The sequence below is a fragment of the Bartonella alsatica genome, assembly GCF_013388295.1.
GTDB lineage: Bacteria > Pseudomonadota > Alphaproteobacteria > Rhizobiales > Rhizobiaceae > Bartonella > Bartonella alsatica.
The window spans coordinates 1,429,045-1,455,351 of sequence record NZ_CP058235.1 but is presented as its reverse complement, the minus strand read 5'-3'; the positions used below and the strand labels follow the sequence as shown (position 1 = coordinate 1,455,351).

16 protein-coding genes and 1 pseudogene are annotated in these 26,307 nt (G+C 35.4%); 11 read left to right on the top strand and 6 right to left on the bottom strand.

Features of this window, described 5'->3' with window-relative positions:
- Window positions 1-6: 6 nt before the first annotated feature.
- Together HWV54_RS05930 and HWV54_RS05925 are read left to right on the top strand one after the other, a co-directional pair.
- On the top strand, window positions 7-1,107 hold the full coding sequence (locus HWV54_RS05930) for a FecCD family ABC transporter permease (protein WP_005865741.1): 1,101 nt from the start codon (window positions 7-9) through the stop codon (window positions 1,105-1,107).
- Window positions 1,100-1,894, top strand: a complete 795-nt coding sequence (locus HWV54_RS05925) for a heme ABC transporter ATP-binding protein (protein ID WP_005865743.1) — start codon at window positions 1,100-1,102, stop codon at window positions 1,892-1,894. Before HWV54_RS05930 ends, HWV54_RS05925 begins: the two co-directional genes overlap by 8 nt.
- A gap of 1,272 nt (window positions 1,895-3,166) precedes the next feature.
- Here the strand turns inward: HWV54_RS05925 and HWV54_RS05920 are convergent.
- Window positions 3,167-4,147, bottom strand: coding sequence for a phage tail protein (locus HWV54_RS05920; RefSeq protein WP_005865744.1), 981 nt, complete (start codon window positions 4,145-4,147; stop codon window positions 3,167-3,169).
- 1,705 nt (window positions 4,148-5,852) lie between these two features.
- Here HWV54_RS05920 and thiC point away from each other — a divergent pair.
- From thiC to HWV54_RS05875, 9 genes are all read left to right on the top strand, one after another.
- Window positions 5,853-7,679, top strand: a complete 1,827-nt coding sequence (thiC, locus tag HWV54_RS05915; protein ID WP_005865746.1) for a phosphomethylpyrimidine synthase ThiC — start codon at window positions 5,853-5,855, stop codon at window positions 7,677-7,679.
- A gap of 4 nt (window positions 7,680-7,683) precedes the next feature.
- A complete protein-coding gene (gene thiO / locus HWV54_RS05910; protein ID WP_040296451.1) occupies window positions 7,684-8,634 on the top strand; it encodes a glycine oxidase ThiO in 951 nt (316 codons plus the stop codon).
- A gap of 3 nt (window positions 8,635-8,637) precedes the next feature.
- Window positions 8,638-8,835, top strand: a complete 198-nt coding sequence (gene thiS, locus HWV54_RS05905; protein ID WP_005865750.1) for a sulfur carrier protein ThiS — start codon at window positions 8,638-8,640, stop codon at window positions 8,833-8,835.
- Between the two features lie 4 nt (window positions 8,836-8,839).
- A complete protein-coding gene (locus HWV54_RS05900) occupies window positions 8,840-9,613 on the top strand; it encodes a thiazole synthase (protein ID WP_005865751.1) in 774 nt (257 codons plus the stop codon).
- Complete coding sequence (locus HWV54_RS05895) at window positions 9,610-10,215, top strand: thiamine phosphate synthase (protein ID WP_005865753.1); 606 nt, start codon at window positions 9,610-9,612, stop codon at window positions 10,213-10,215. The genes HWV54_RS05900 and HWV54_RS05895 overlap by 4 nt, the downstream gene beginning before the upstream one ends.
- Window positions 10,206-10,964, top strand: a complete 759-nt coding sequence (locus HWV54_RS05890; RefSeq protein ID WP_005865755.1) for a hydroxymethylpyrimidine/phosphomethylpyrimidine kinase — start codon at window positions 10,206-10,208, stop codon at window positions 10,962-10,964. The genes HWV54_RS05895 and HWV54_RS05890 overlap by 10 nt, the downstream gene beginning before the upstream one ends.
- 462 nt (window positions 10,965-11,426) lie before the next feature.
- The gene (locus tag HWV54_RS05885) at window positions 11,427-12,254 is read left to right on the top strand and encodes a uracil-DNA glycosylase (protein ID WP_005865757.1); all 828 of its coding nucleotides are present in this window, start codon (window positions 11,427-11,429) and stop codon (window positions 12,252-12,254) included.
- Between the two features lie 69 nt (window positions 12,255-12,323).
- On the top strand, window positions 12,324-14,951 hold the full coding sequence (pepN, locus tag HWV54_RS05880; protein WP_005865758.1) for an aminopeptidase N: 2,628 nt from the start codon (window positions 12,324-12,326) through the stop codon (window positions 14,949-14,951).
- Between the two features lie 287 nt (window positions 14,952-15,238).
- On the top strand, window positions 15,239-17,560 hold the full coding sequence (locus HWV54_RS05875) for a sensor histidine kinase (protein WP_005865759.1): 2,322 nt from the start codon (window positions 15,239-15,241) through the stop codon (window positions 17,558-17,560).
- A gap of 7 nt (window positions 17,561-17,567) precedes the next feature.
- On the opposite strand, the gene HWV54_RS05870 is transcribed toward HWV54_RS05875, so the two are convergent.
- The 5 genes and pseudogenes from HWV54_RS05870 to HWV54_RS05850 all read right to left on the bottom strand — a co-directional run bounded on the left by HWV54_RS05870 (window position 17,568) and on the right by HWV54_RS05850 (window position 26,285).
- The gene (locus HWV54_RS05870; protein ID WP_005865761.1) at window positions 17,568-18,092 is read right to left on the bottom strand and encodes a methylated-DNA--[protein]-cysteine S-methyltransferase; all 525 of its coding nucleotides are present in this window, start codon (window positions 18,090-18,092) and stop codon (window positions 17,568-17,570) included.
- Between the two features lie 1,583 nt (window positions 18,093-19,675).
- Entirely contained in the window at window positions 19,676-20,524 is an 849-nt protein-coding gene (locus HWV54_RS05865; RefSeq protein WP_005865762.1) for an outer membrane protein, read from the bottom strand.
- A 694-nt stretch (window positions 20,525-21,218) separates the two neighbouring features.
- Window positions 21,219-24,124 (bottom strand): annotated as a pseudogene (locus HWV54_RS05860) (bifunctional [glutamine synthetase] adenylyltransferase/[glutamine synthetase]-adenylyl-L-tyrosine phosphorylase).
- Between the two features lie 95 nt (window positions 24,125-24,219).
- Window positions 24,220-25,602 carry a sensor histidine kinase gene (locus tag HWV54_RS05855; RefSeq protein WP_005865779.1) on the bottom strand — a complete coding sequence of 461 codons (1,383 nt, stop codon included), beginning with the start codon at window positions 25,600-25,602 and terminating at the stop codon, window positions 24,220-24,222.
- The gene (locus HWV54_RS05850; protein ID WP_005865781.1) at window positions 25,599-26,285 is read right to left on the bottom strand and encodes a response regulator transcription factor; all 687 of its coding nucleotides are present in this window, start codon (window positions 26,283-26,285) and stop codon (window positions 25,599-25,601) included. The genes HWV54_RS05855 and HWV54_RS05850 overlap by 4 nt, the downstream gene beginning before the upstream one ends.
- Between the last annotated feature and the right edge of the window lie 22 nt (window positions 26,286-26,307).

Below are 26,307 nucleotides of genomic sequence, written 5' to 3'. Positions count from 1 at the left end.
AATTAAATGGTAAATAATACATATGGAGTGCATGCACCTGAAATAAAAGAGAATAAAAAAGTAAACTATGCAATTTTGAGAAAGATTGTATTTTTAAGTCTCATCATAATCCTTATTTTAAGTATTTTGGGTGGACTTTTGTATGGTGCTTCAAACGTCTCTCTTTTTGATTTTCTTTATGTAATGCTTACACAAAACTTTTCAGTGAGTAGTAGAACGCGTGATTATCTCGTGCTTATCGATATTAGGCTTCCCCGTATTATCTTAGGATTATTGGTTGGTTCATCATTAGCTGTCTCTGGTGTTCTCATGCAAGGGCTTTTCCGCAACCCTCTTGCAGATCCTGGAATTGTAGGTGTATCAGCAGGTGCTGGTCTTGGTGCTGTTCTAGCAATTGTTGTTGGTATTGCCTTCCCTGCTTCTTTAGCTCCTTTTTTAGAGCTTTACAATGTTATCATAGGTGCCTTTTTGGGTGGCCTTCTATCAACAATTATTCTTTACACAATAGCAACGCATCATAGTTTTACCTCTATTGCAATAATGCTTCTCGCGGGTATCGCTCTTGGAGCTTTAAGCAGTGCTGTTGTTGGAATATTAATTTTTATCGCAAATGACCAACAATTACGTGATATTACTTTTTGGAGTCTTGGTTCTCTTGCGGGAGCCACGTGGTCCAAAATTTGGCTTATTCTACCTTTTATATCTATTGGTCTTCTTTTTTCGCCCCTTTTATCGCAAGCGCTTAATGCTTTTGCTCTTGGAGAAACCGTTGCGGGTCATATTGGTTTCCATATTCAACAAATTAAAAAGATTGCTATTTTCCTTGTTGCCTTAATGTGTGGTAGCGCAGTTGCCGTTAGTGGTGGCATTGGTTTTATTGGTATTGTTGTTCCACATATTTTGCGTCAATTGATTGGTCCTGACCATCATTATCTTATTCCTTATTCTGCCCTTTTAGGGGCAGCACTACTGATTTTTGCTGATACGTTTGCACGCTTAATTGTTTCCCCTGCAGAATTGCCAATTGGAATTGTTACAGCACTTTTTGGTGCACCTTTTTTTCTGTGGATCCTTATATGCAAAAGAGGAACAAATTTTTATGATTGAGGCCAGTAATATTTGTGTTCAATGCGGAAAAAAACAGATTCTCAACCATATCTCTCTTCAAGCTAAAAGTGGTGCTCTTACAATCATTATTGGCCCAAACGGATCTGGAAAAAGTACTTTCATCAAAGCACTGAGTGGAGAAATTCCTTATAGTGGGAAAATGACCTTAAATGGTCATGATGTTAGCCAAACAAAAACTTACGAAATGGCAAAGATGCGTGCTGTACTACCACAATCAACAATGCTAGCATTTCCATTCTTAGTTCATGAGGTTGTAAAACTTGGTCTTTCTGTAAACCAATTTACCATTGCAAAAACAGAATTGCAAAATCTTATCCAAAAAGCTTTAGAACGCGTCGGACTTACTAACTATGGTGACCGATATTATCATCAATTATCAGGTGGTGAACAAGCTAGAGTCCAACTTGCTCGTATTCTTTGCCAAGTTTGGGAGCCGGTGTATAATGGAGTTTCTCGTTGGATGATATTAGATGAACCTATTGCTAGCCTGGATATTCAACATCAGCTTATTGTGATGGATATTGCTAAAAATTTTGCCCGTTGTGGTGGTGGCGTTCTTGCTGTCCTCCATGATCTCAATCTCGCCTCACATTACGCAGATAAAATGATATTGTTAAAACAAGGAGAAATTTATTGCAAAGGAAGTGCCTCTGCCGTTTTGACAACGCAAAACCTACGTGATGTTTATCACTGCGCTTTAATCGTTTCTGAATTACCTAAAGCAGATGTTCCGTTCATACTGCCTCAAACAGCTTCCTGTTCATGATATAGCGTGTTTTTCAAAAAACTTATTTACTTAAATCAAAAAGTTAAAATGCATAATAAAATGAAATGCAAAGATGCGCTTAAAAATGGTTTTGTTTTTAAATAAACTCTTTTCGGTACATTTGGCTGTGTTATTTTTGAAAGGGTACCGTACGCTTCTAAAAATATTTTGGAAAAAAAACGTGTCTGCTAAAGAGCTTTCAAGACTTTACTTGATAAAAACATTTTATAGCTTGTTGTGTCATCACGTCTTTTTTTATAACATACATAAGAATTATCTTGCTATTTCTACCACTCTGATTTTTTACAAGAAATAACATAAGAGATACAAACGAATACCACTATAATGATGCAGTTATAAAGACAGGTTTGTCATTGTTGTTGTTTCACTAAATATTTGATAGAAATCTCGTATCTCTTTTTAATCGATAGCACATTATTATAACTTTATAATGTTGTTTCTCCATAAAACCATGAGCTTTATATGTTGTTGTAAACAAAAAAGATATTCATTTACCCTTATAATTTATCGTCTCCTCTCTTGAATGAGAACAATGCATATAATCATATTCTCTTATTTTTCTCCCTTTTTATAATGAAAAAAATTGGTACATCACAAAAAACATTGGTATGTGGATAAAACACATTTAAAAATGAACCAATACAGATCTCTTATGAACCGATAGAATGAAAGAATAATTGTAACATAGGAAAAAAATTATAATAATAGTGTTGATCTGGCATTTTATAAGTACTAAGAATGGTTCTGTTCAAAAACCTTGCATTATACCCTTCTCGGACAGCACTAAGAGATGGAATTGAGAGTATAGTGAGAAATTTTTTATAACTGCGATTAGCAGCACAATAGTGTGCTGTTCTTCAAGAAATGCAAGACATTACAATATGGTGTTCTTTTATCCCGCGTTAAACAATGTCCTAATTTCGTATACTCTCAAAAACGCATTCCGAAGAGGTATATTCCAAACTGCTGAAAAACTAATTTTTTAACAACCTTTACGTATTTTTTTACCAAATCATATACTTATGAAGAAAAAGTAATTTACAATTCGCTTTTTCTTGTAATAATCGATGTACTCGGCTCTATAAGGTCTTTGAAATTGTTTTTTGATCGCTTAAAGAGCGTTTTTACCGATCTTCAATATCTTATTAACCACAGGTTAATCTTCTTATTACTTGCATAAAAAACAACGCGGACTTGCTCCGCGTCAATGATATCGTAGATAGTCGATAGATTATTAATTATCCCCAAATATTATGATTTTATAGCATAAACAACTGTTGCATTAACAGGTCGTGTTTCTACCTCTCCTGTTGAGGAAAGAGTTACCTTATGTGTGTGCGCGCCAGCTGATTGTGTGGTATCTGCACTAGATTCACGGCAATAAAAGGGGTTCCTTCTGCCAATGTCACCAGAATTCCAACCAACTCCAAAATACTGAAATGTGTGCTTATGCTCACCTGCCTCTTCAATAGTACAAATATGTGTATGGGATTTAATGCTATCGTGCTGTTCATCTGCAAATTGTCTATCTGTATCTAAGCCGCGACCATCATCAAAGCCACGTAAAAATATGCCTCTAAAGTCTGGAACTTTAAAAGTTGTATCGCTCTCTTTTCCCCATTTATCGCCTATTGCCTTGAACAATCGTGGATAATCTTTTCGTTCATAAGTCGCACCATCACATAAAAGCCAGCCATTTGGCACTTCTTGCATAGCAAATGTCGCAATAAATCCGCAGGGAAAAGTTTCTACCTTTGGTAGCGGAAGAGGTGTCGGATTTAATAAATACCAACCATCATGATCTTCCATTGGAACATTGCCATTATACACTATTTCATAAATACCATTCGTTTGTAGTTCTCCGCCTTCTAATGGTATAACACCTGTATCAGTGGCTTTATAGATTTGCTTCTCTCCTATACTATTAACAGTTATTGTCGTAGTACCAATGTTCACACCACAGGCTTTAAAACGTATGATAATATCATTTTTGTATTTCTTTATAGGTGAAACTGTCTTCAACGTGATTAATGTCTTTTTATCTTCTGCATTCACCATAAAATTTGAATCAATAGAACCACCACTATCCGCAAGATATTCACGCACACGTTGCATCATCGCCCGTGCACTATCATTTACAGAACTAGGTAGCTGACCTTCAGCCCAATTAATGATATTATCTGAATTAGCATTTTCATCAGCCTTTAGCGACCAATCATAAATATTAGACATTATAATCCCCCATTATTCTTAATAACTCTTCTAGTAATTTTTTTTCTGTACACCAACGTGCAGACCTCTTTCTACCATTAGTTGATACATCATGTACTTCTATCTTTTCTATGTTTATTCAATTTATTTTTCTCCGCTCCTCCCAATTAAATAAATTAAATCGCCCCAGTCTTTTTTATAACACAAGCACGAGTACACCCACTTGCAATGCAATTATCTCACAGCTATTATCGCCGATACTTCGCTATAGGTATGTGATTATATTTTCAAATTTTCTAGATTATTGCAAAATTTATAATTATTGTTCATAAAATCCCTTGGGATAGATTGCAAATAACCATCCTTGACTGTAACAGTTCATCAGATTCATAGAAACTGCTAACGTATTTGAAATCTCCATGAGACCTATTCAATTTCATCGTATTTTTAATAAGTTAAAAACTTTCTCATAAAAAATATTTTATACTATCCTACTTATTTTTTTGTTCATATTTTGAACAAATAGTCTCTATCTCTTGTTTTGTAGTTGCAAACTTTCATAGTTTATTCTTCTTCACCCTCATTTAAATTTTAACTGTTATCTGTATCAAACAAATTTTAAAAGTTCTTTCCAGACTCTTTACTCTATCCAACATGTTTCTATTCGCACACAGATACCTCTTAAAACATATCCTGTCTCATGAAATTTTTTCCTGAAAAATTCTCTAGATAAATACTAATACCCTTTTGAGCACTTCCTGTTCACAGTCCAGCGCCTCATAAAGAACGGCATTCAATATAGTAAATTCCTCACGCTTCGACTTAATCCAGGAATAATATATCCTAAATATACCAATGATCTACTCCATACCTTCCTCAAATCTGAAGGATATGTTGTGTCTTTACGTAAATTGAAAAATAGAAGGCTTAAGCCTCCGCTCTTTGTTCTATAAAGTGCGTCTCGTTGATCTTTGAAAACCAACGCTCTATAATTGTTTATTGCTCCCTTCCCCACTTAGCACAATTAGCGCATTTTATTATATACAGATTTTTTTTGCAAGAGCAATAAATCTTCTGAACAACACATTTGGTAGATATTCTATAAGGCTTGCAACTGATCAGAGAATAAAACCTAATACACAATTAAGAAAATGACCAATAATAATTGTGCTACTATTTCACATCACGGCTTAAAGCACTTTTCACTCAATAGCAAACAGTCTGACATCTTTTTATAAAAAGAGGGCTAATTTCTTATAAAAAAGGAGTTAACTTTAGAAAACTAGTCATTAGTTCAGCACGAGAACTATACAAAAGTAAAAATAAATTAACAGAAGTATTCAGCTATAAATCTGCTCACCTTAGCAATATCACTGTTTTTTATAACAAGCTTTAATATTGTTGTTGGCTATTTTATAGTTTCTGTTTTTCATTTCTGATAAGCATATAAAAATCGTTAAAAACATATCTTTGCGATTGACAATATAAACATTTAAGCCAACCATGTTCTCTCAAATAAAAACTCTTTAAGTGGGGGGTAATATAAATATTATGAGACTGACTGCACCATTTTTTCAAGAAAGTTTCTTGATTTTTATTTGAAGTGTCTTGGTATAAAAATAATATTATAGCCTCTTCATTTAAACGTGTGTGATTGATGATTTAGATATATCCCCACTAATACCGTAACCTGTTTTTGAACTATGTGTTTATAAGGAAAAAGTTTATGCAGAAAAAGATTCCATCAATCAGTTGCAGCCCCTTTCCCGCCTCACACAAAATTTATCAACAAAGCCCTCTTTTTCCTGATGTCCGTGTCCCATTACGTCAAATTTCACTAACTAATGGCTGCGATGAAGAACCTTTCAACATCTACGATACTTCTGGCCCATATACCGATAAAGATATGATCATTGATATTACAAAAGGCTTGCCAGCAATTGCCTCACCCTGGCTTGCTAAACGCGCTGATACTGAATCCTATCCTGCACGAATAGTTAAACCTGAAGATAATGGATTGACTGATGATACCTCTCATACACCAAGCTTTGAACTAAAGCGCCCTATTTTGCGAGCAAAAAATGGCAACGCAATTACACAAATGGCATATGCGCGTACAGGTATTATTACCGAAGAAATGGAATATGTGGCTATACGAGAAAATGAAGGATTCACAATAAAAGAGCAACCAAAAGTGCAATCAAATAAAGTATTTAATGAACCAATACCAAAAGTTTATACTGCTGAATTTGTTCGTAATGAAATTGCCTGCGGACGCGCCATTATTCCAAAAAACATTAATCATCCAGAATGTGAACCAATGATTATTGGACGCAATTTTCGTGTTAAAATTAACGCCAATATTGGCAATTCAGCAGTTACTTCGTCTATGACAGAAGAAGTTGATAAAATGGTTTGGGCTATTCGTTGGGGAGCAGATACGGTTATGGATCTCTCAACAGGACGGAATATTCACAATATTCGTGAGTGGATTATTAGAAATTCTCCAGTTCCAATCGGGACTGTTCCTCTTTATCAAGCACTCGAAAAAGTACAAGGTATTGCTGAAAATTTAACATGGGATATTTTTCGCGATACCCTTATTGAACAAGCAGAACAAGGTGTTGATTATTTTACTATTCATGCAGGCTTAAGATTACCATTTATTCCTCTAACTATTGACCGTGTAACAGGTATCGTTTCACGTGGAGGTTCTATCATGGCAAAATGGTGTCTCCATCATCACAAAGAAAGTTTTCTCTATGAGCATTTTGATGAGATTTGTGATATTGCACGCACTTATGATATCTCTCTTTCATTAGGAGATGGACTGCGCCCTGGCTCTATTGCCGATGCCAATGATGAAGCCCAATTTGCTGAACTTAAGACTTTAGGAGCATTGACAAAAGTTGCTTGGGCAAAAGACGTACAGGTTATGATTGAAGGGCCTGGGCATATTCCAATGCATAAAATTAAAGAAAATATGGAGCAGCAATTAGATCTTTGTCATGAAGCGCCTTTTTATACTTTGGGACCTCTTACCACTGACATCGCTCCTGGTTATGATCATATTACTTCAGCAATTGGTGCTGCTATGATTGGATGGTTTGGAACAGCCATGTTATGTTATGTAACACCTAAAGAACATCTAGGCCTTCCCGATAAAAATGATGTTAAAACTGGTGTAATCACTTATAAAATTGCTGCCCATGCTGCTGATCTTGCCAAAGGTTTACCTAGAGCACAATTGCGCGATAATGCTCTTTCACGTGCAAGATTTGACTTTAGATGGCATGATCAATTCAACCTTTCTCTTGATCCAGAAACAGCTTGCACCTTTCATGATGAAACAATGCCTAAAGAAGCCCATAAATTGGTGCATTTTTGTTCCATGTGTGGACCAAAATTCTGTTCTATGCGTATTTCCCACGATATTCGTGAGGCAGTAGCAATAAGGAAAACAAAAGATGAAGGTATGAATGCTATGGCTGAGAAATATCAAAAAAATGGTGACCTTTATGTAGATGCTATTTCTGCTCAAAAAAACGAGTAAACAATTGAAGAACATTCTTATTAAAGGTGCAGGTGTAGGGGGATTAACTGTTGCCTTTATGCTGCAACAAAAAGGAATTTCTGTTACTCTATCAGCTCCTCCTCACTCTCCTATAGGAACTGCTAGTTGGTATGCAGGAGGAATGCTAGCGCCTTACTGTGAAAGAGAAAATGCTGAACAAATTGTTGAAGATCTTGGCATACAAGCCATACAATGGTGGCATAAAACGCTTCCTAATCTTGTCATACGAAAAGGTACTTTAGTTGTCGCTCCTACACGGGATACGGTAGAGCTTAAACAGTTTTCAGTGCGTACACATAATCATAAATCTATAAATAACGAAGACATAGCGCGTCTTGAACCAGATCTTGCAGAACGTTTTAACTACGCGCTTTTTTATGAAAATGAAGCACATCTTGATCCTCGTAAAGCGCTTATCACTTTAAAAGAAGAACTTATAAAAAATGGAGCAAATTTTATAGATGTAGAAACATCTGAAACAAATTTTGATATTATCATTGATGCAACTGGAATAGCACGTTTAGGAAAAGACAAAAATATACGAGGCGTACGCGGCGAAATGCTTCTCGTACGCAGCATGGATATTAAAATTTCGCGTCCAATTCGCCTCCTTCACCCACGGTTTCCTCTCTACGTTGTTCCCCGACAAAATAATATTTTTATGATTGGTGCCACAATGATTGAAAGTGATTTTGATGGTGCTATCTCGGTGAGATCAATGATGGAATTACTCAATGCAGCTTATACTTTGCATCCTGCTTTTGCCGAAGCACAAATTATTGAATCCGGCGTTGGTATACGACCATGTTATCCTGATAACTTCCCTTCTGTGTACAAATATGGTAACTACATTTTTATTAATGGATTTTATAGACATGGTTTTCTTTTAGCTCCAGAAATGGCAAAACGAGCAATAAAATTGGCATTGGAGTAAAGCATGCAAATATTTGTCAATGGTAAAATAATCCAAACAGAAGTTATTACTCTCAATTTATTGCTTGAAAAATTGGGCTATGAAGGAAATTGGCTTGCTACCGCTGTTAATGCTGAAGTTATTCCCGTAGAAGCACGCAACCAATTTGTCTTACGTGAAGGAGATAAAATTGAAATTCTAAGCCCAATGCAAGGAGGATAAAACTATGCTGAATCTTTATGGAGATAAATTCTCTTCTCGTCTTATGTTAGGTACAGCACAATATCCTTCACTAGCAATCCTTCGTGATGTTATTCATAAATCCGGTACAGAAATTGTAACAGTTGCGTTGCGCCGAGAAACTGCTGGTGGAAAACAAGGGGGACAGTTTTGGCAATTTCTTAAAGAACTGGATATAAGAGTGCTTCCCAATACTGCTGGTTGTTACACTGTTAAAGAAGCTGTTACAACAGCAAAACTTGCACGAGATCTCTTTAAAACGTCTTGGATTAAACTCGAAATCATCGGTAATTCCGATACCTTACAGCCAAATGTTTTTGCCCTAATCGAAGCAGCACAAATTCTAAACAGTGAGGGTTTCAAAATCTTTGCCTATACAACAGATGATCTTATTGTTGCTGAAAAGCTCCTGGACGTTGGATGCCAAGTCATTATGCCTTGGTGTGCTCCTATTGGATCTGCCAAAGGCCCTCATAATACCGATGGATTGCGTTCTATTCGCGCCTACCTTCCTGATGTTACTCTTGTTATTGATGCCGGCATTGGACGTCCATCACATGCAACTGTTGCTATGGAACTTGGTTATGATGCAGTGCTTATTAACACCGCAGTTGCTAAAGCAGGTGATCCTGTCTTAATGGCCGAAGCATTTTCTAAAGCTGTTCAGGCAGGGCGTATGGGATATAAAGCAGGCCTTCTTGAAGCACGCAATGTAGCTATTCCTTCAACTCCAGTTATTGGGAAAGCAGTATTTTCATGAAATTGGATCCATTTTACCCCATTGTTGATAATGCAAAGTGGGTTGAACGTTTAGTCCCTCTTGGTATCAAACTCATACAATTGCGTATGAAAAATGAAAGCCTTAAAATAATTAGTCAAAATATTAAGCATGCAAAAAGTATATGCGATAAATTGGGAGCACAATTAATTATTAATGATTATTGGACAATAGCAATTGATGAAAAATGCGATTTTATTCATCTTGGTCAAGAAGACTTAAGCAAAGCTGATCTTTCTGCAATTCGTAAAAATGGTATAAAATTTGGCCTTAGCACACATGATGAAAAGGAATTGGATATAGCACTATCTATTCATCCTGACTATATTGCACTGGGACCTATTTATCCGACAATCTTAAAAGAAATGAAATGGAAACCTCAGGGATTAGAAAAAATCAAACAATGGAAAAAGCGGGTTGGCGCTTTACCTTTAGTAGGCATTGGTGGTCTAACACCAGAACGCGCAATTGGTGTTTTGAAAGCAGGAGCCAATAGTACTGCCGTTGTAACCGATATTATTCTTCATAAAAAGCCTGAAAAACGTGTCCAACAGTGGATAAAGGTTACAAAAGCATGGCGTTAAAGCCTTCTATTCTTATTGTTGCAGGAACCGATCCAACAGGAGGTGCTGGTATTGTCCGTGATATAGAAACAGCAACACATTTTCAAATAAAAGCAAATTTAGCCATCACCTGCGTTAACGTACAAGATGACAACCACGTTTCTGAAATCGTTCCAATGAATGAAAAACTCATTGCTGCACAAATGAGCGTAGCTCTAGAGGCTAATCCAATAAATGCAATAAAAATCGGCATGACAGGAACCCAAGCAATTATAGCAGCAATCTGTAATGTATTAGAAAACTATCCCCACATTCCGGTCATTTTCGATCCTGTACTTGTTGCCTCTTCAGGAGGAAAACTAACAACGGAAAAAATCATAGAAATTATAACCAACAAACTTCTCCCTCACGTTAATCTTTTAACACCGAATAGAGAAGAGCTCGCTCTTCTCAGCCAAAATCCATTAGCGTCTTGCCATAAAGAAGCGATACAACAAGCAAAAAAGCTTTTGTCATTTGGTCCACGCTCTATCTTGGTAAAAGGAGGACATGCAGATGGTCCCCTTGCAACAGATAGCTTCATTGATAAAACTAAAACCATAAATATTTCTACTCCGCGTTTAAGGGAAACAATGCGTGGAACAGGTTGTATTCTTTCAAGTGCTATTGCAGCGCATTTGGCACTCAATGAATCTATGATTCAAGCCATAAAAAATGCAAAATTATATATTCACAGATTACTGTTAAATCACAATAAAAATTACTATTAAAAATATTATATCACATTATGTTGTTAATTTTTAATTTAATATGACTATTTTCTTAAAATAAATGTATCTTTATTTATAAATAATACTTATATTACTATAAAATATTATAATAAAAATTCCTTATTTTTTGTAATCATAGATATAATATTATAAATTTATCTTATTATTTTAAATCTATAATATCACTGTCTGTGTGTCTCAATTTATACCACTCAGCTTCTATAAAAATTTCTTAATTATAAGGTAATCACTATTTCCTAACAGATAAGATAACACATTGAAAAATGATACAATAGTGAATAGCCTTACTTTATAGTTTTTTTCGTCAAAAAAAGAGGCTATCATTATTTCAAACATAAATTATAAATGAACACACATAAATTATAAATGAACACATCAAAAAGCTTAAAGGATAATATGGTCTGAACTATTCATAGTCGTTAGAACGTTAGAAAAGATAAAATGTTAAATAGAACACCGTGCCCAATTTCATATGAAGAACTCTTAAACTTTTATAAAGAAAGTGGTGTAGATGCTGTTCTAGAAGATTCACCTATTGATCGCTTTAGTCAAACTACTTTCCTAGAAAAAAAAGCAACACAAGCAGTAAATATTTCTCATAATCAACAAATATCACCGACTATAAAGTTAGACAATCATCCACTGCTTAATCCTGTCACCATACAAGGTGAACTTTCCGCTATAGAGATAGCAAAAAGTGCGAATACACTTGATGAACTAAAATCTGCTCTTCTTTCATTTAATGGGTGCTCATTAAAATTAACAGCAAAAAATACCTGTTTTTCAGATGGAACAGCGGGAAGCCCGCTCATGCTCATAGGAGAAGCACCAGGACGAGAAGAAGATATACAAGGAATTCCTTTTGTGGGAAAAGCAGGAATATTATTAACTAAAATCCTCACATCAATTGGCTTAACAAGAAATAATGTTTATATAGCCAATACTATTCCCTGGCGTCCACCAGGAAATCGCACACCAACACCAAGAGAAGTTGCGTTATGCCGCCCCTTTATTGAACGGCAAATTCATTTAGCTCGTCCTCGCATTCTTGTAGCGCTTGGAGGAGTTGCTACACAGTTTCTTACCGGAGCTCAAAATGGAATTATCCGTACTCGGGGGAAATGGCTTACTTATAAAGGTGAAAACAACATCAAAATACCTGTTATGCCAACCTTTCATCCTGCTTACCTTCTCCGAACGCCGAGTCAAAAAAAGCTCACATGGATAGACTTTTTAGAAGTAAAAAACCGTTTAGAGAGTCTTTTATAATCCTCCACTCGCTCTTGTCTTTAAAAAAGGCTCTTTTAATCCTTATCTCTATACTAAAAGGTAAAAGTTATGCAACAATCAGAAATACCTGTTTATCGTTTAGAAGACTACCAACCAACTCCTTACGATATTTCAAAAACACAACTGCACTTCCGTTTGGCACCAACAAAAACCTCTGTTACAGCAACATTGTCTATTGCCCCCCGTCACAATACAAAAGAATTAACACCCCTTGTGCTTTCTGGTGATGATCTTACATTAGTTTCCGTTGCTATTAATGGGAAGACATTGTCTAAGAATGCTTATAAAGCTACTCCTTCACGTTTAGAAATTAGCTCTCCACCGGCGGCCCCTTTTACATTGCAATTGATCACTGAGTTGAATCCTGAAAGCAACTACCAACTCATGGGCCTTTATCTTTCAAATGGTGTTTATTGTACACAATGCGAAGCAGAAGGTTTTCGTCGTATTACTTATTATTATGATCGTCCAGATATTCTTTCCACCTATACGGTAAAAATTGAAGCGGATTCTCAAACAATTCCTATCTTACTTTCTAATGGTAATCTTGTTGAAAGAAGAACTCTTGAGAATAATCGCCATTTTGCTATTTGGGAAGATCCCTATCCTAAACCATCTTATCTCTTTGCTTTAGTAGGTGGTGACCTCGACAAGTTAGAAGACTATTTTATCACCATATCTGGTCGACGGATCGAACTTGCTATCTATGTGGAAAAAGGAAAGACCAAACGTGCAACCTATGCAATGGATGCTCTCAAACGTTCTATGCGTTGGGATGAGCAATGTTTTGGGCGCGAATATGATCTTGATGTTTTCAATATTGTAGCCGTTTCTGACTTTAATATGGGTGCAATGGAAAACAAAGGACTTAACATCTTTAATGATAAATATGTTCTTGCAGATCCTGAAACTGCAACCGATCATGATTATAGAAATATTGAACGTGTCATTGCTCATGAATATTTCCATAATTGGACCGGTAATCGCATTACTTGCCGTGATTGGTTTCAACTCTGTTTAAAAGAAGGCTTAACTGTTTACCGTGATCAAGAATTTTCTTCAGAGCAAAATGTTCGTAGCCTACAGAGAATTGAAAATATAAAAACATTAAAAGCTTCACAATTTACTGAAGATTCTGGTCCACTCGCCCATCCTGTACGTCCTCATCAATATAGCCAAATCAACAATTTTTATACCGCAACTGTCTATAAAAAAGGTGCAGAAATTGTTCGCATGGTGCATACTATTTTAGGTCCTGCTCTTTTTCGTAAAGGAATGGATCTCTATTTTCAACGCCACGATGGGCAAGCTTGTACAATTGAGGACTTTATCGCCTGCTTCGCTGAAATCTCTCATCAAGATTTCTCACAATTTATGTTGTGGTATGAACAAGCAGGCACGCCTAATGTGGAAATTGACTACCATTATAGCGATGGGGTTTTAACGATTCACGCCAAACAACATATTCCAGCAACACCAAAACAAAATATAAAAAAACCTATGCTTATCCCTATCGCTTTTGGCCTGTTAGGACACAACGGGGAATCTCTTACCTATGAGACTGATGCAGATATTCGATCAAATGTTATGCTACTCTCCAAAGAAAACCAAACATTCACATTAAGGGGACTAAGCGAAAAACCTGTTTTATCACTGCTTAGAGACTACTCTGCGCCTATTAATTTACAAACTCCATTCAATGAAAATGAACTTTTCTTTCTTGCACAAAACGACAGTAATCAGCTTAATCGTTGGCAATCGCTTAACCGTTTAATGATGCACGCCCTGATTAAAGCTATTCAAAATAAAACACAAGCAAAAGAGGATATCCCCTCTTCTTTGCTAAAATTGATCGAAACCATCATTAAAGATGAAAGCCTTGAACCAGAATTTCGGGCATTTTGTTTAAGTTTACCAAGCGAAATTGAACTCGCCCATGTAATCGGAAAAAATGTTGATCCAGAGCGTATTCACCATGTGCGCAATCAGTTTTTAGTTTCTATCGCCCATACCCATCAAGAGCTCTTCACACAAGTTTATATGCAAATGGAAATCAATGAGCCTTATTCACCAAACACTGCACAAGCTGGGAAACGAGCATTACGAAATATTATGCTAGACTATCTTTCCATCGCTGAATCCAAACCAAATCGTGCTGCCTCACAATATGTCACAGCTAATAATATGACTGATCGCATGGCTAGTATAACTATTTTAGTGCAGCGCTTTAATAAAAGTGAGCAAACGCAAAATATCTTAAATGATTTTGAAAACCGGTATCACCATGATCCTTTGGTCATGGATAAATGGTTCTCTATTCAAGCAATGGTTGCGGGTGAATCAACACTTGGCCATGTTAAAAAACTCATGCAGCACCCGCTTTTCTCACAAAATAATCCCAATCGTGTACAAGCCTTGATTGGTGTTTTTGCCTCTAATAACCTAACGGGTTTTAATAGAATTGATGGTGCATCTTATCATTTTCTTTGTCAAATCATTTTGAAAATTGACAAAAAAAATCCACAGCTCGCTTCACGGTTATTAACGATGATGCGCTTTTGGCGACAATTAGAAACTATTCGGCAACAAAAACTTGAAATCGCATTAAGAACAATTGCACAAGCTCCCCACTTATCAAGCGATGTAGCTGAAATCATCTCTCGTCTCCTCGCTTAAAATAAAAATATTTATAATCAGTATGTTATAATATTTCTTATACAATAATATCAATGAAATATTCGATCATAATAAGTCTTTAGACAGGTTATAAAATATCTGTTTAGAGGTTATGTTAAATTTTCTTTTTATTTCCATAATCCACACTCAGTAAAAGTAAAATTACTTTTTTAAAAAAAAGACTGGACAGAAGACTCCTGTTTTGATTCATTGCACTTTACGGGATTTTATTATGAATATTAAAGCAGTTTTTAAAACATATTATTCCATAATTAAAGGAATGAGAAATGGTTAAACTGGACGCATATAATGCGCCAACGGATATGTATGCTGATTCAAAGTCGAGTGCTCAAAATCATAAAGAGCGGACAAAGCATATTAAACTGCTTTTTGGCTCAGCCTATCAAAAACTTCTCTTTATTGAACCTTGGTTGCGACGTTTGCTTCCATTTACCATTATTTCATTTCTTGTTGTGCTGGCAACAGTTCGTTTTATATCAATCTATGATTGGCGCCATACGATTGATAAAAACACACGTTCTACCCTCACTCTTCTAGCTTCTCATATTAGCAATACAATTGATCGTGAATTACTTGCAACAAGTAAGAAAAGAGAAGTTGCTACTCTTTCACATAACCATTTACAAAATATTCTTAACAACTTTTACAATCAAGGCTTAATCAATACCAATACTATTATTGCCATAATCGATCAAAAAGGCACTGTTCTAGCTTCATCTAGCCCAGAGATTATTTTAGGAAAAACCTTACAGGATTTTACCTCTGAAAGCATTGCTTTACAATCTCTAGGACAACATACTGAAATTATGAAAATTACAATAGGTAAAAATGACCCTGCTCTCGCTGCATTTCAGAAAACAGATAATGGACAATATGGCGTTTTCATCAGCGAAAAAACACAACACACCTACATGGAATGGAGAAAATTTTTCTCGTTAACTATAACTCTATTCATAGGAACTACCGGAGTTATTTTAGCTCTCCTCTGTGCTTATTATAATCAAATTGTGCGAGCACGTAATACAGACTTCATTTCAGAAAAAATTCAAAACCGCATTGATATGGCAATGATGCGTGGACGCTGTGGACTATGGGATTGGAATATGGCAAGTGGACGTGTTTACTGGTCAAAAGCAATTTATGAAATGCTAGGTTATGTGCCTCAAGATGCACTGCTCTCCATTGCGCAAATTACCGCCATTATCAACCCCAATGATGCCAATTTTTTTGATCTTGCTCAAGACTTAATGAGTGGTAAAAAAAAGCATATCGATATCAATATTCCCATGCGTCATGCCGACAGTCATTATGTATGGATGCGCATTCGTGCTGAAGTTACGGATGAAGAAGAACCCCATTTGGTTGGTATTGCTTTTGATATTAGTGAACAGCGTCAGCTTGCAGAAGAAACAGCACAAGCTGACCTTCGTATCCGTGATGCCATTGAAAATATTTCAGAATCTTTTGTATTATGGGATTCAGAAGGACGTTTAGTCATGTCCAATAGCAAGTTTTGTGAATATGCAGCTATCCCTCAACAAGTTTTACATTCAGGAATCCAACGTGCAACCGTTGAAGCCATGGCCCGCCCTGCAATCAATGAATACCCTCTCAAAGACGATGGTACTGGTAATTTAACCAGCATTCGTCAAACTGCAGATGGTTGTTGGCTCAAAATTAATGAACGCCGCACCCAAGATGGAGGACTTGTTTGCGTTGGTACAGATATTTCTGAACTTAAACAACAACAGGAAAAATTCGAAGACAGTGAAAGACGTCTTTTTTCTTTTATTCAAGAACTTAAACGTGCTCGAGGAAACGCTCAACAACGTGCAACAGAAGTTGAAAAACTTAATAAAAGTCTGAAAGCAGAAAAAGAGCGTGCTGAAAGTGCTAATAAAGCTAAATCAGAATTTTTAGCCAATATGTCCCATGAATTGCGTACTCCTCTTAATGCTATTCTCGGTTTTTCAGATATCATGTTACAATCCACCTTTGGTCCTCTTGGTTCGCAACGCTATAAAGAATATATGCATGACATTTACAACTCAGGAACCCATCTTCTAACCCTTATCAATGATATCCTTGATATGTCCAAAATCGAAGCTGGAAGATTTACCCTTGATTGTAAAAATATTGATCTTGGACCAATCATTAGTGAAGCAGCACGAACACTTACGCCACAGGCTCAAGAAAAAAATATTTTTATTACAACAAATATTGCTCCAGAACTGTATGCAGAAGTTGATAGCCGTGCCATGAAACAAATTTTCCTAAACCTCATCTCTAATGCTGTTAAATTCACACCTTCGGGTGGAAATATTGGTATCTTTGCTTTCAAGAAAAAAAATAACCTTGTCTGCAGAATTAAAGATACAGGTGTTGGCATTCCTCAATCAGCAATAAAAAAACTTGGACAACCTTTTGAACAAGTTGAAAATCAACTCACGAAAACTCATACTGGATCAGGTCTTGGATTAGCCATTTCGCGCTCTTTGCTAGAACTACACAAAGGGAAACTTGAAATTATCTCTAAAGAAATGAAAGGCACAACTGTAATCATTACAATGCCAATTAAACAAAGTTAAATCCGTTTTAAATATCCCCATTTTTTTCCCGTTGTAGCAAAATCTGTTTCCGCCAAGTTCCCCAACGATATCCAGAAATAAAACCATTTTTGCGCACCACACGATGGCACGGAATGATTAAAGCTAATTCATTCCGTGCACATGCATTAGCAACTGCTCGAAAAGCATTTGGCATACCAATGTGTTGCGCTAACGCTTCATATGAAATTGTTTCACCACATGGCACTTTACACAATACCATCCATACTTTCTTCTGAAAAAACGTACCATTTATATCTAAGAGGAAATCATTTTTTCTTACCAACTTAGGAGTTTCTACCATTGCTACAACATGTGCAACTTCTTTCTTAAATGTACCGTCATCATCCACTTGTTGTACATTACCAAAACGCGCTACAAATTGCTGTAATAATTGTTTTGTAGTATCTCCTAAGGCTATATTACAAATCCCTTTGTGAGACTTTGCCACCAAAAGCCCTCCTAGTGAAACGTTTTGCAAACAAATCATTCTTTGTTGAGGAATAGTTAGCATTTTGTCTTTTTTATATTTTCTAAAGATTTAAACACCATAAATGAAATAAGGCAAAGAAATTTTTCTCGTCATACTCTTTGCAAAACAAAAGTACCCTGAAATTAATCCCTTAACCATTCACTCAAAATCATACTTTAATTATTTTATGTAAGAAAACAATAAGAAGCAGCGCTATCTTTTATGTTAAAAGTTTTCTAACTATAATAAATCACATGATAACCGTCTTAAAGCGTGTAATTTTAGTATATTAGAACAAATTTAATAGACATTTTACTAAAGCTCAAAACATTGTTTATCTTTTTTGAAGATATTATTTCTCTCCGATAGAGAACATAAAAAAAATTCTGAAAAAATGAAAATTCCCCAGATTTACAGGCCACACTCAAAGAATACTTTATATAATAGCATATTATTAAAAATAATCTGATATATTTTTTCCAATTAAACGCATCTCTTTTGTTACCGCACCTTATAGGTTTACTGCAACCTTTAATGCTATCAACTGCTTTTTTTATAAAAGTATACAGTTTAGGTTTAAGAGACTTCACTTTATTTGAAACAGAGTTCAAATAAGTTGAATACTTTACACGCTGTATCAGCTTTTGTATGGTAACTTAAAATAAGAATATTATATATATTTTTATTGGAAAAGAATATTAAGCTTCAAAGGGATAGAACCAATTTACAATCTTATAATCTCTTTCTAATTCAGCTTCACAATTTTTTCGTATTTACAGCATTATTTTAAAAATAGTAGAAAATACAGAATGCGTTCTGTTTTTGCTTTTTGCATTTTTTTATGAGATCATAAACTTTCCCCGAAATAGCATGCTATTGTGCTGCTTGTTCATGGATTTTCTTGCTCACAAGTAACATCTTTACTTTGCTTCGAATCCTCTTTCTGGCACTATACCCTGCTATACACCAGATTACTGATACCTTAAATCTCTTATCTAAGGGAGTCACAAACAAAAACTATTACGCTATTTTATTATCCTCCAATAATACTCCATATCCTGCATTAAGATGACTTATAAAACTCTATTTAACTCGTTCCAAAACAGTTTTTGTCTAAAGATTAATTCTTACTGCGATGTGTAAATAACTGATTTTTTCATTCTTAATAAAGCCTGAAATGAGAAAATATTATTCATATTTGCTATTCTTACCATGCAATATAAAAAATTATAGTTTCTATTTTAAGAGACTAGTAGGTAATCATATTTTCTCTGTTTTGATCACCTCTTGAATTGCTCTCTACTATTTTCTAACAACCACCTTATAAAGCTATCTACATAATGCATTTCAATAATATTATCTTATATTATTTCTATTAACAATCATAAAATATTCAAACATCGACTATTCAATAATGATTTAAAATATTAGCCATCCTATTCGTTGAATTATATTACGAGCGTGATCTCATTAACTTAAAATTCTTTTTAGATTGTCTAAATGAAAATTTTATGACAACGAAAAATAAGATGCTAGCTCCTCTTTTAAAACATCCTCCAGTATATATCTGAAAATAAAAGCCCCATTCGAAAATGGGACTTTTTGATATTTAATCTTATAATAACTTAAAATTTGTAAGCTACACCAACACGGAAATCATTTGTTTTGTAACCCATTTCAACTTTATCATGGACAAATTTCTTCTTACCAAAATCTGAGTAGCGATATTCTGCACGCACAATAACGTTATCAGTCATTGCAAAATCAACACCTCCTCCAAGGGTATAACCAATCATAGTCTTTTTTTCATCATGCAACCAATCAGAAAAATCAATTGCTCTACTTTCTACATCAGATTCCTTGGCAAAAATACTACGAAGCTGCGTATAAGCAATGCCTCCAGCAACATAAGGCATCAAACGATCAACAGACAAACCAAATCTCACCCGCGTAGCACCAGTCCATTTTTGTTTTAAAGTATGACGCATAGTTTCAGGAGATACCGCTGCATGATGCTCATTCTCGTGATTATTGTCTTCATGAGAATCTCTTGCTAAAACTAATTTAGCTGATTTTTTTTCTTTTTCCCCATTTTGATTTTCTTTTAACGAACCGAGATCTCTTGTATTCTTTTTATCAGACCACATTATATCCGTATCAATACCTATAATAAAACCATTATCGACATCAATATTGGAACCTGCATAAATACCACCGATAAAACCAGAAAGTTTAGGTAAATGTTCCTTTCTAACCGGAATCCATTTCCCTGCATTCTCTTCTTTTAAATAACTTGCATTGATTTTACTTGAAAAATTACCAATTTGGCCTCCAAGATAAAATCCTGTCCAAGAAAAAGCAGGAGCTGCAATAACAGGTGCCGGTTGTTCTGGTATAGCAACATCCGCTGCCTGTACTGCAGAAACTAAAGTTAAAGAAAAAATAGATGTTGTGATTAAATATTTTGTAGCCATAATTGCTCCCCTAAAAGCTAATGTGACACATAATAATTCTATATTCTCATATTTTTTTCAAAAAATATGTAGTAAAAATAATACAGTTACAGAAAAAATAAATATTTATTGAAAAAGCCAAGCAAATTTTCATAAACAATGTTGTAATAGTTGTTTAAATTTCCTATATTTTTTACTGTTATTTATTTTATTTAATTATTTGGCATTATGAAGATAATTATAATTTCAATTTTTTGAAAAAAATACTTATTTAATAAAAATTTCTATCTTATTTCTCTCTCTAATTTCATTATCAATGTAGTAAAAAACAATATATATCTACAGCCTTGTAATATCCTGTATAAATTTATGCAATAAAGACATTGCTAGCCATTTGCTTTTGAAAAAACCCTGTAGCAATTCTAAATTCATGAATGTGTCTGATTTGATATGCTTTTCGATATAAATTGAGTGATCTCATGCATTAAATAAAAAAGTTGACAAATAGTATTATTCATAAAAATGTAGAAATTTTAGAATCTGATTTTCTGAAATACATGATTAAATAAAATATAAAAAAATCAATATAAATAAAAAATGTTTTTAGTTTAATGAAATTTATTAATAATTCTATAATAATTTTTATAATTCACCTCACAATTCTATATAATTCTTCCATAAACTACTATAAAATATGTTCAATATTCATTACATGTTAAAAAACTGAACACACCGATTTCCCAGTTTCCTCAATTAAATTTTCAATACGAAGCAAATCAAGTTCCCCAACACTACTTAACAAAAGATCGCTTAATCCAGGTGGCATATCATCAGGATCGAGAGAATCATTTAAACAAAGTCGTATAATTTGCCTCAGATTTGTATAGAGACTATAAGCATAATGTAAATTAGAAATAAATGACTGATTAAGAAAACTGTTAGGCAAATGAGACAAAATATCTGCTGTAGTTGCTCCAATTTGAAACTCAATCACATGCGTAATAAGAGCAAATTGGGCAATAAATTCTAGATCCATGATGCCACCAGGCATCGTTTTCAAATCCCATCGATTTTTTGGCGGTTTTTCTTTTTCAATCAAAGTGCGCATTTCACATACTGCTCTTGCGACACTTTTCTTATCACGAGGAAAAGCAATAATTGTACAAACTTCATTTTCTAACTTCTACAAAAAATCAGAATCTCCAGTGATACCTCGTGCCCGTGTTAAAGCAAGATGTTCCCATATCCACGCTTCCTTGCGATAATAGTTCCTAAAAAATTGAAAAGAAACAGCAATAGGCCCCTTATTACCTAATGGACGCAATATCAAATCAACGTTATAAAGAACCCCTTGGTTTGTAAGAGTAGATAAAGCTGCAACAAAACGCTGTGTCAAACAAGTATAATATTGAGAAATATAGAGAGGTTTTTCTCCATCAGATATTTCCGCATCCTCATTATGTTCATAAAGTAAAATGAGATCAATATCTGAACCAGCTGTTAATTCACGACTTCCAAGTTTACCCATTCCCAGTATGCCATCCTCCCCCCTTTAATACTGCCATGAAGAGGCAAAAACTCTTCTTGAACTACCGCAAACGCTTTTTCAATTATAAGATCAGCAAGTGCAGTAAAAGCAAAACCTGCTTTTTCTGCCGTAATCGCACCATTCAAAATCCGAATACTAATCAAAAAACGTTGCTCTTCCGCAAAAAACCTTAAGTGGTCAAGTATTTCTTCATAAGAACGAACATCTTCAAAAAAAGACTCAAGGCGTTTCTTTAGATAAGTTTTTGTTGGCTATTCTGAAAAAATGGTTGGATCTAACTTTCCAATCAAAAACATGGGGTTTACGTGTAATAATTTCTGCAAGATGTGGAGCGGCTCCTATAATAAGCACTAACATATCTAAAAGAGAGGGATTAGATTGCAAAAGACTAAAAAGCTGAATTCCTGAAGGTAACCCTTGTAAAAAACTATCAAAACACAACATCACTTCATCAGCTCGTTTTGTCGCACCAAAAGCTTTCAAAAGTGCAGGGGTTAATTTCGTCAATTTCTCACGCGCTTCTACGGATTGCGTTGCTTTATAACGCCCACAATAAAGTGTGCGCATAATACGACAAATATCACTCGCTCTTTCAAAACCTAACCGGCTTAATGTTATTAATGTCTCCGGACCATTTTCTTCACCTGTAAAAACCAAATTGCCAATTTCTAAAACAAGTTCTTGCTCATTTTCAAACAGAGCAGCATAATGTTTTTTAACAACCTGAAGCGTTTTTAATAAATCGCGGATAAAACTGCTACTCTCCTGATAACCCATCAAATATGCAACACCCGTAAATTGAGAAACATCATTTGGAAGAACATGTGTTTATTTATCAGCAAGCATTTGAATACGGTGTTCCACATTTCGTAAAAAAGCATAACTTTTTACAAGATTATTTCTTGTTTTCTCACTAATCCAACAAAGTGTGTGAAGTTCTGCTAACATTGCAACTGTTTGGCGCCCACGCAATTGAGGAAAGCGCCCATCAGCAATGAGTTGTTGTGTCTGGACAAAAAACCGATTTCACGAATACCGCCTCGTCCTAACTTTATGTTATTATGGCCATACGCCGTAATTTGACCATAATTTTTATAAGCGTGAATTTGACGTTTGATCGAATGAATATCAACAATAGCAGCATAATCTAAATATTTCCGCCGTATATAAGGAAAAAGCTCTCTGAGAAATTAAAGCCTGCCCTTTTATCACCAGCAACTGGACGTGCCTTAATCATAGCTGCTCACTCCCAATTTTATCCACGTCCTTCGTAATAACGTAATGCAATCTTCACCGTTAATGCCAAAGAAGTTGAACTCGGATCTAGTCGAAGACGAAAATCAAGACGAAACACATAGCCCTCTGCTGTACGTTCTGAATAATACGGATCAATCGACGGACCATTTTAGAGAATAGATCGATACTCTCAGAAAGATTACCAATATGGGGTGACATTTCATTAATGAAAACAATAAGATCAATATCAGAAGAATAATTAAGTTCTTCTGCCCCCAGTTTCCTCATTCCTAAAATGATTAAACCACAATCTTTTTCCAGATCCTCACGGTTCGACAAATTTATCTTACCGTGATCATGTGCTTCTCTTAAGAAAAAACGGAGAGCTACTCCTAATACGGCTTCTCCCAAACGTGTCAACCAAACGCATGAGACTTGGTAAGTAAAAACACCACTCAAAGCAGCTAAAGCAATGAGAACATGTGCTTCCCGTTTTTTATCCCTTAAAGCCGCCATCAATGAAGCTTCGTGTTAGATTCACCCTTATCAATAAGCGTAATATCATTTATAATTTCGCCCAGTCTTATTTTTATATTAACATTTAACAAGGGGCTAAGATACGAAGGATTGGCGATTAAAACCTCACGCAAAAAGGACGATAAGGTTATAACTGCGCGTATAAAATCAATTTGTTTTCCCTTGTCTGAAATAGAGGAAACGAGTGATTTTAAATTTTCTTTTCTTCCTTGTTCTTCAATTTCTTTCAGCCATTGAGGAACACCGTCATCAGGGGAACATAAAGGAAGAAGCTTCGTTTTTAAAAAAGCATTTTTCATCACATTTCCTTGAAAAACATTTTTGCTTTCTTTTTATTGCTTTATACTCCAAGGAAAAATTAGGCAGATGTATATCAAACAATTAAACAAAAAATTTAGGGAAATAATAAAATAGCCCTAAGTCCTGGGTTTGCATTTTCAAGTAACAGTTCACCTCCATGAAATTTCATAACAGCTTTTGCTATACTTAAACCAATACCAAAACCCGGCTGTGTACGACTTTCTTCAAGGCGAACAAATCGTTCCATTACTTTTTCACGTTTATCTGCTGCAATTCCTGGACCATTATCGCTAACGACAACTAATAAATGTTTACCACGATATTCCATCGATAAGCAGACCTTCGCCTTCCTTCCATCTTTAGAAGCATATTTGATCGCATTATCAATAAGATTAAAAATCGATTGCGCAACAAGCTCACGATTCAATTTCAGCTCTTTATCAAATGTTTCCCCTAACCAAAGCAAAACACCTGATTCTTCAGCAAAAGGTTCATAAAGTTCAACAGCATCTTCTAGGATCAGCTTCATATTCATAACTTCAAGATGTTCAATTGTACTGCTCGCTTCAATGCGTGAAATCATTAAAATAGCATTAAAAGTACGAATAAGTTGATCTGATTCAGCAATAACATCATCAAGTGCTTGACGATATTCAAGATTTGTCTTTTGCCCAGAAAGTGCCTCTTCAGCCCGATTTCTAAGGCGTGTCAGCGGTGTTTTCAGATCATGAGCAATATTATCTGATACTTGACGTAAACCAATATTCAATTCTTCAATGCGGTCTAACATAACATTAAGATTAGCAGACAATCGATCAAACTCATCCCCTACCCCTGAAACAGGCAAACGTCCACTGAAATCACCACCCATCAAACGTTGGGAGGCGGCTGTAACATGATCAATCCTTTGTAATGCTCGCCTACCAACAAAAAACCATATGAGTAAAGCCCCTCCAACCATTGCCGCAAGAGCAATTATGACTGCTTTACGAATAACCGCAGCAAAACGTTCTGGTTCATCTAAATCCCGTCCTATAAGAACCTTCATAGCATTGGGCAAATCAACAACGATTGCCAAAGCTCGATGTTCACCTGTTTTGCCATGTTCACCAAAACGTGAATATAAAAAAGAATTTGCAATAAAGCCATTATGCTTCAAAAGACCTAATTCAATACGTGCAACATTACCTGCTAAAATACGCCCCATATGGTCAGTAACAAGATAAAGAAAAGCTCCTGGTTGTCGTGAACGATAATCAATAGTGCGTATTAATAAAGGAAGTCCACCATAATTATAAGCATCTTCGATATACCTTAATTCTTCATGTAAAGCTTGCTCCGTTTGCTCCGTTAACAACGAAGCAGAAAAATCCGTCATATAAATAGAAAGTCCTGTTGCCACCAATCCAAACAATAAAATATATAGTGCGGAAAGCCTTAACGCAGTTGTGCGCATTATATTGATCAAATGATTCATGTCTTATTATCTGGTGCTTTCAGCATATAACCAGCTCCACGCACAGTATGGAGAAGTGGGACATCAAAATCTTTTTCAATTTTTGCTCTCAAACGGGATATATGAACATCAATGACATTTGTTTGCGGATCAAAATGATAATCCCAAACATTTTCCAAAAGCATAGTACGTGTTACAACTTGACCAGCATATCGCATTAAATATTCTAGTAAACGAAACTCTCGTGGTTGCAATACGATATTTCTACTACCTCGTTTCACTGTATGCGCTAACCGATCAAGCTCAAGATTGCCGACACAATAAACTGTTTCTGCCTCTTTAGGATTTTTCCGTCTTTGCAGCACTTCAACACGGGCAAGAAGTTCAGAAAAAGCGTAAGGCTTTGTCAAATAATCATCCCCTCCTGCACGCAAACCCGTCACACGATCACTGACTTGCCCTAAAGCTGAAAGGATGAGAACTGGTGTTTCATTGCCTTTAGCGCGTAATTCAGTAATAATAGAAAGACCATCACGATGCAAAAGCATTCGATCAATAACCATTACGTCGTAATTTTCCATTTCAGCTAAGGCATATCCAGTATCCCCATCATACGCGACATCAACTGAATGTCCTACTTCCAAAAAAGCCTTTTCGAGATAACGTCCCGTCTCACGATCATCTTCGATAACGAGTATCTTCATAAAACGTATCTCCGTTATTTTT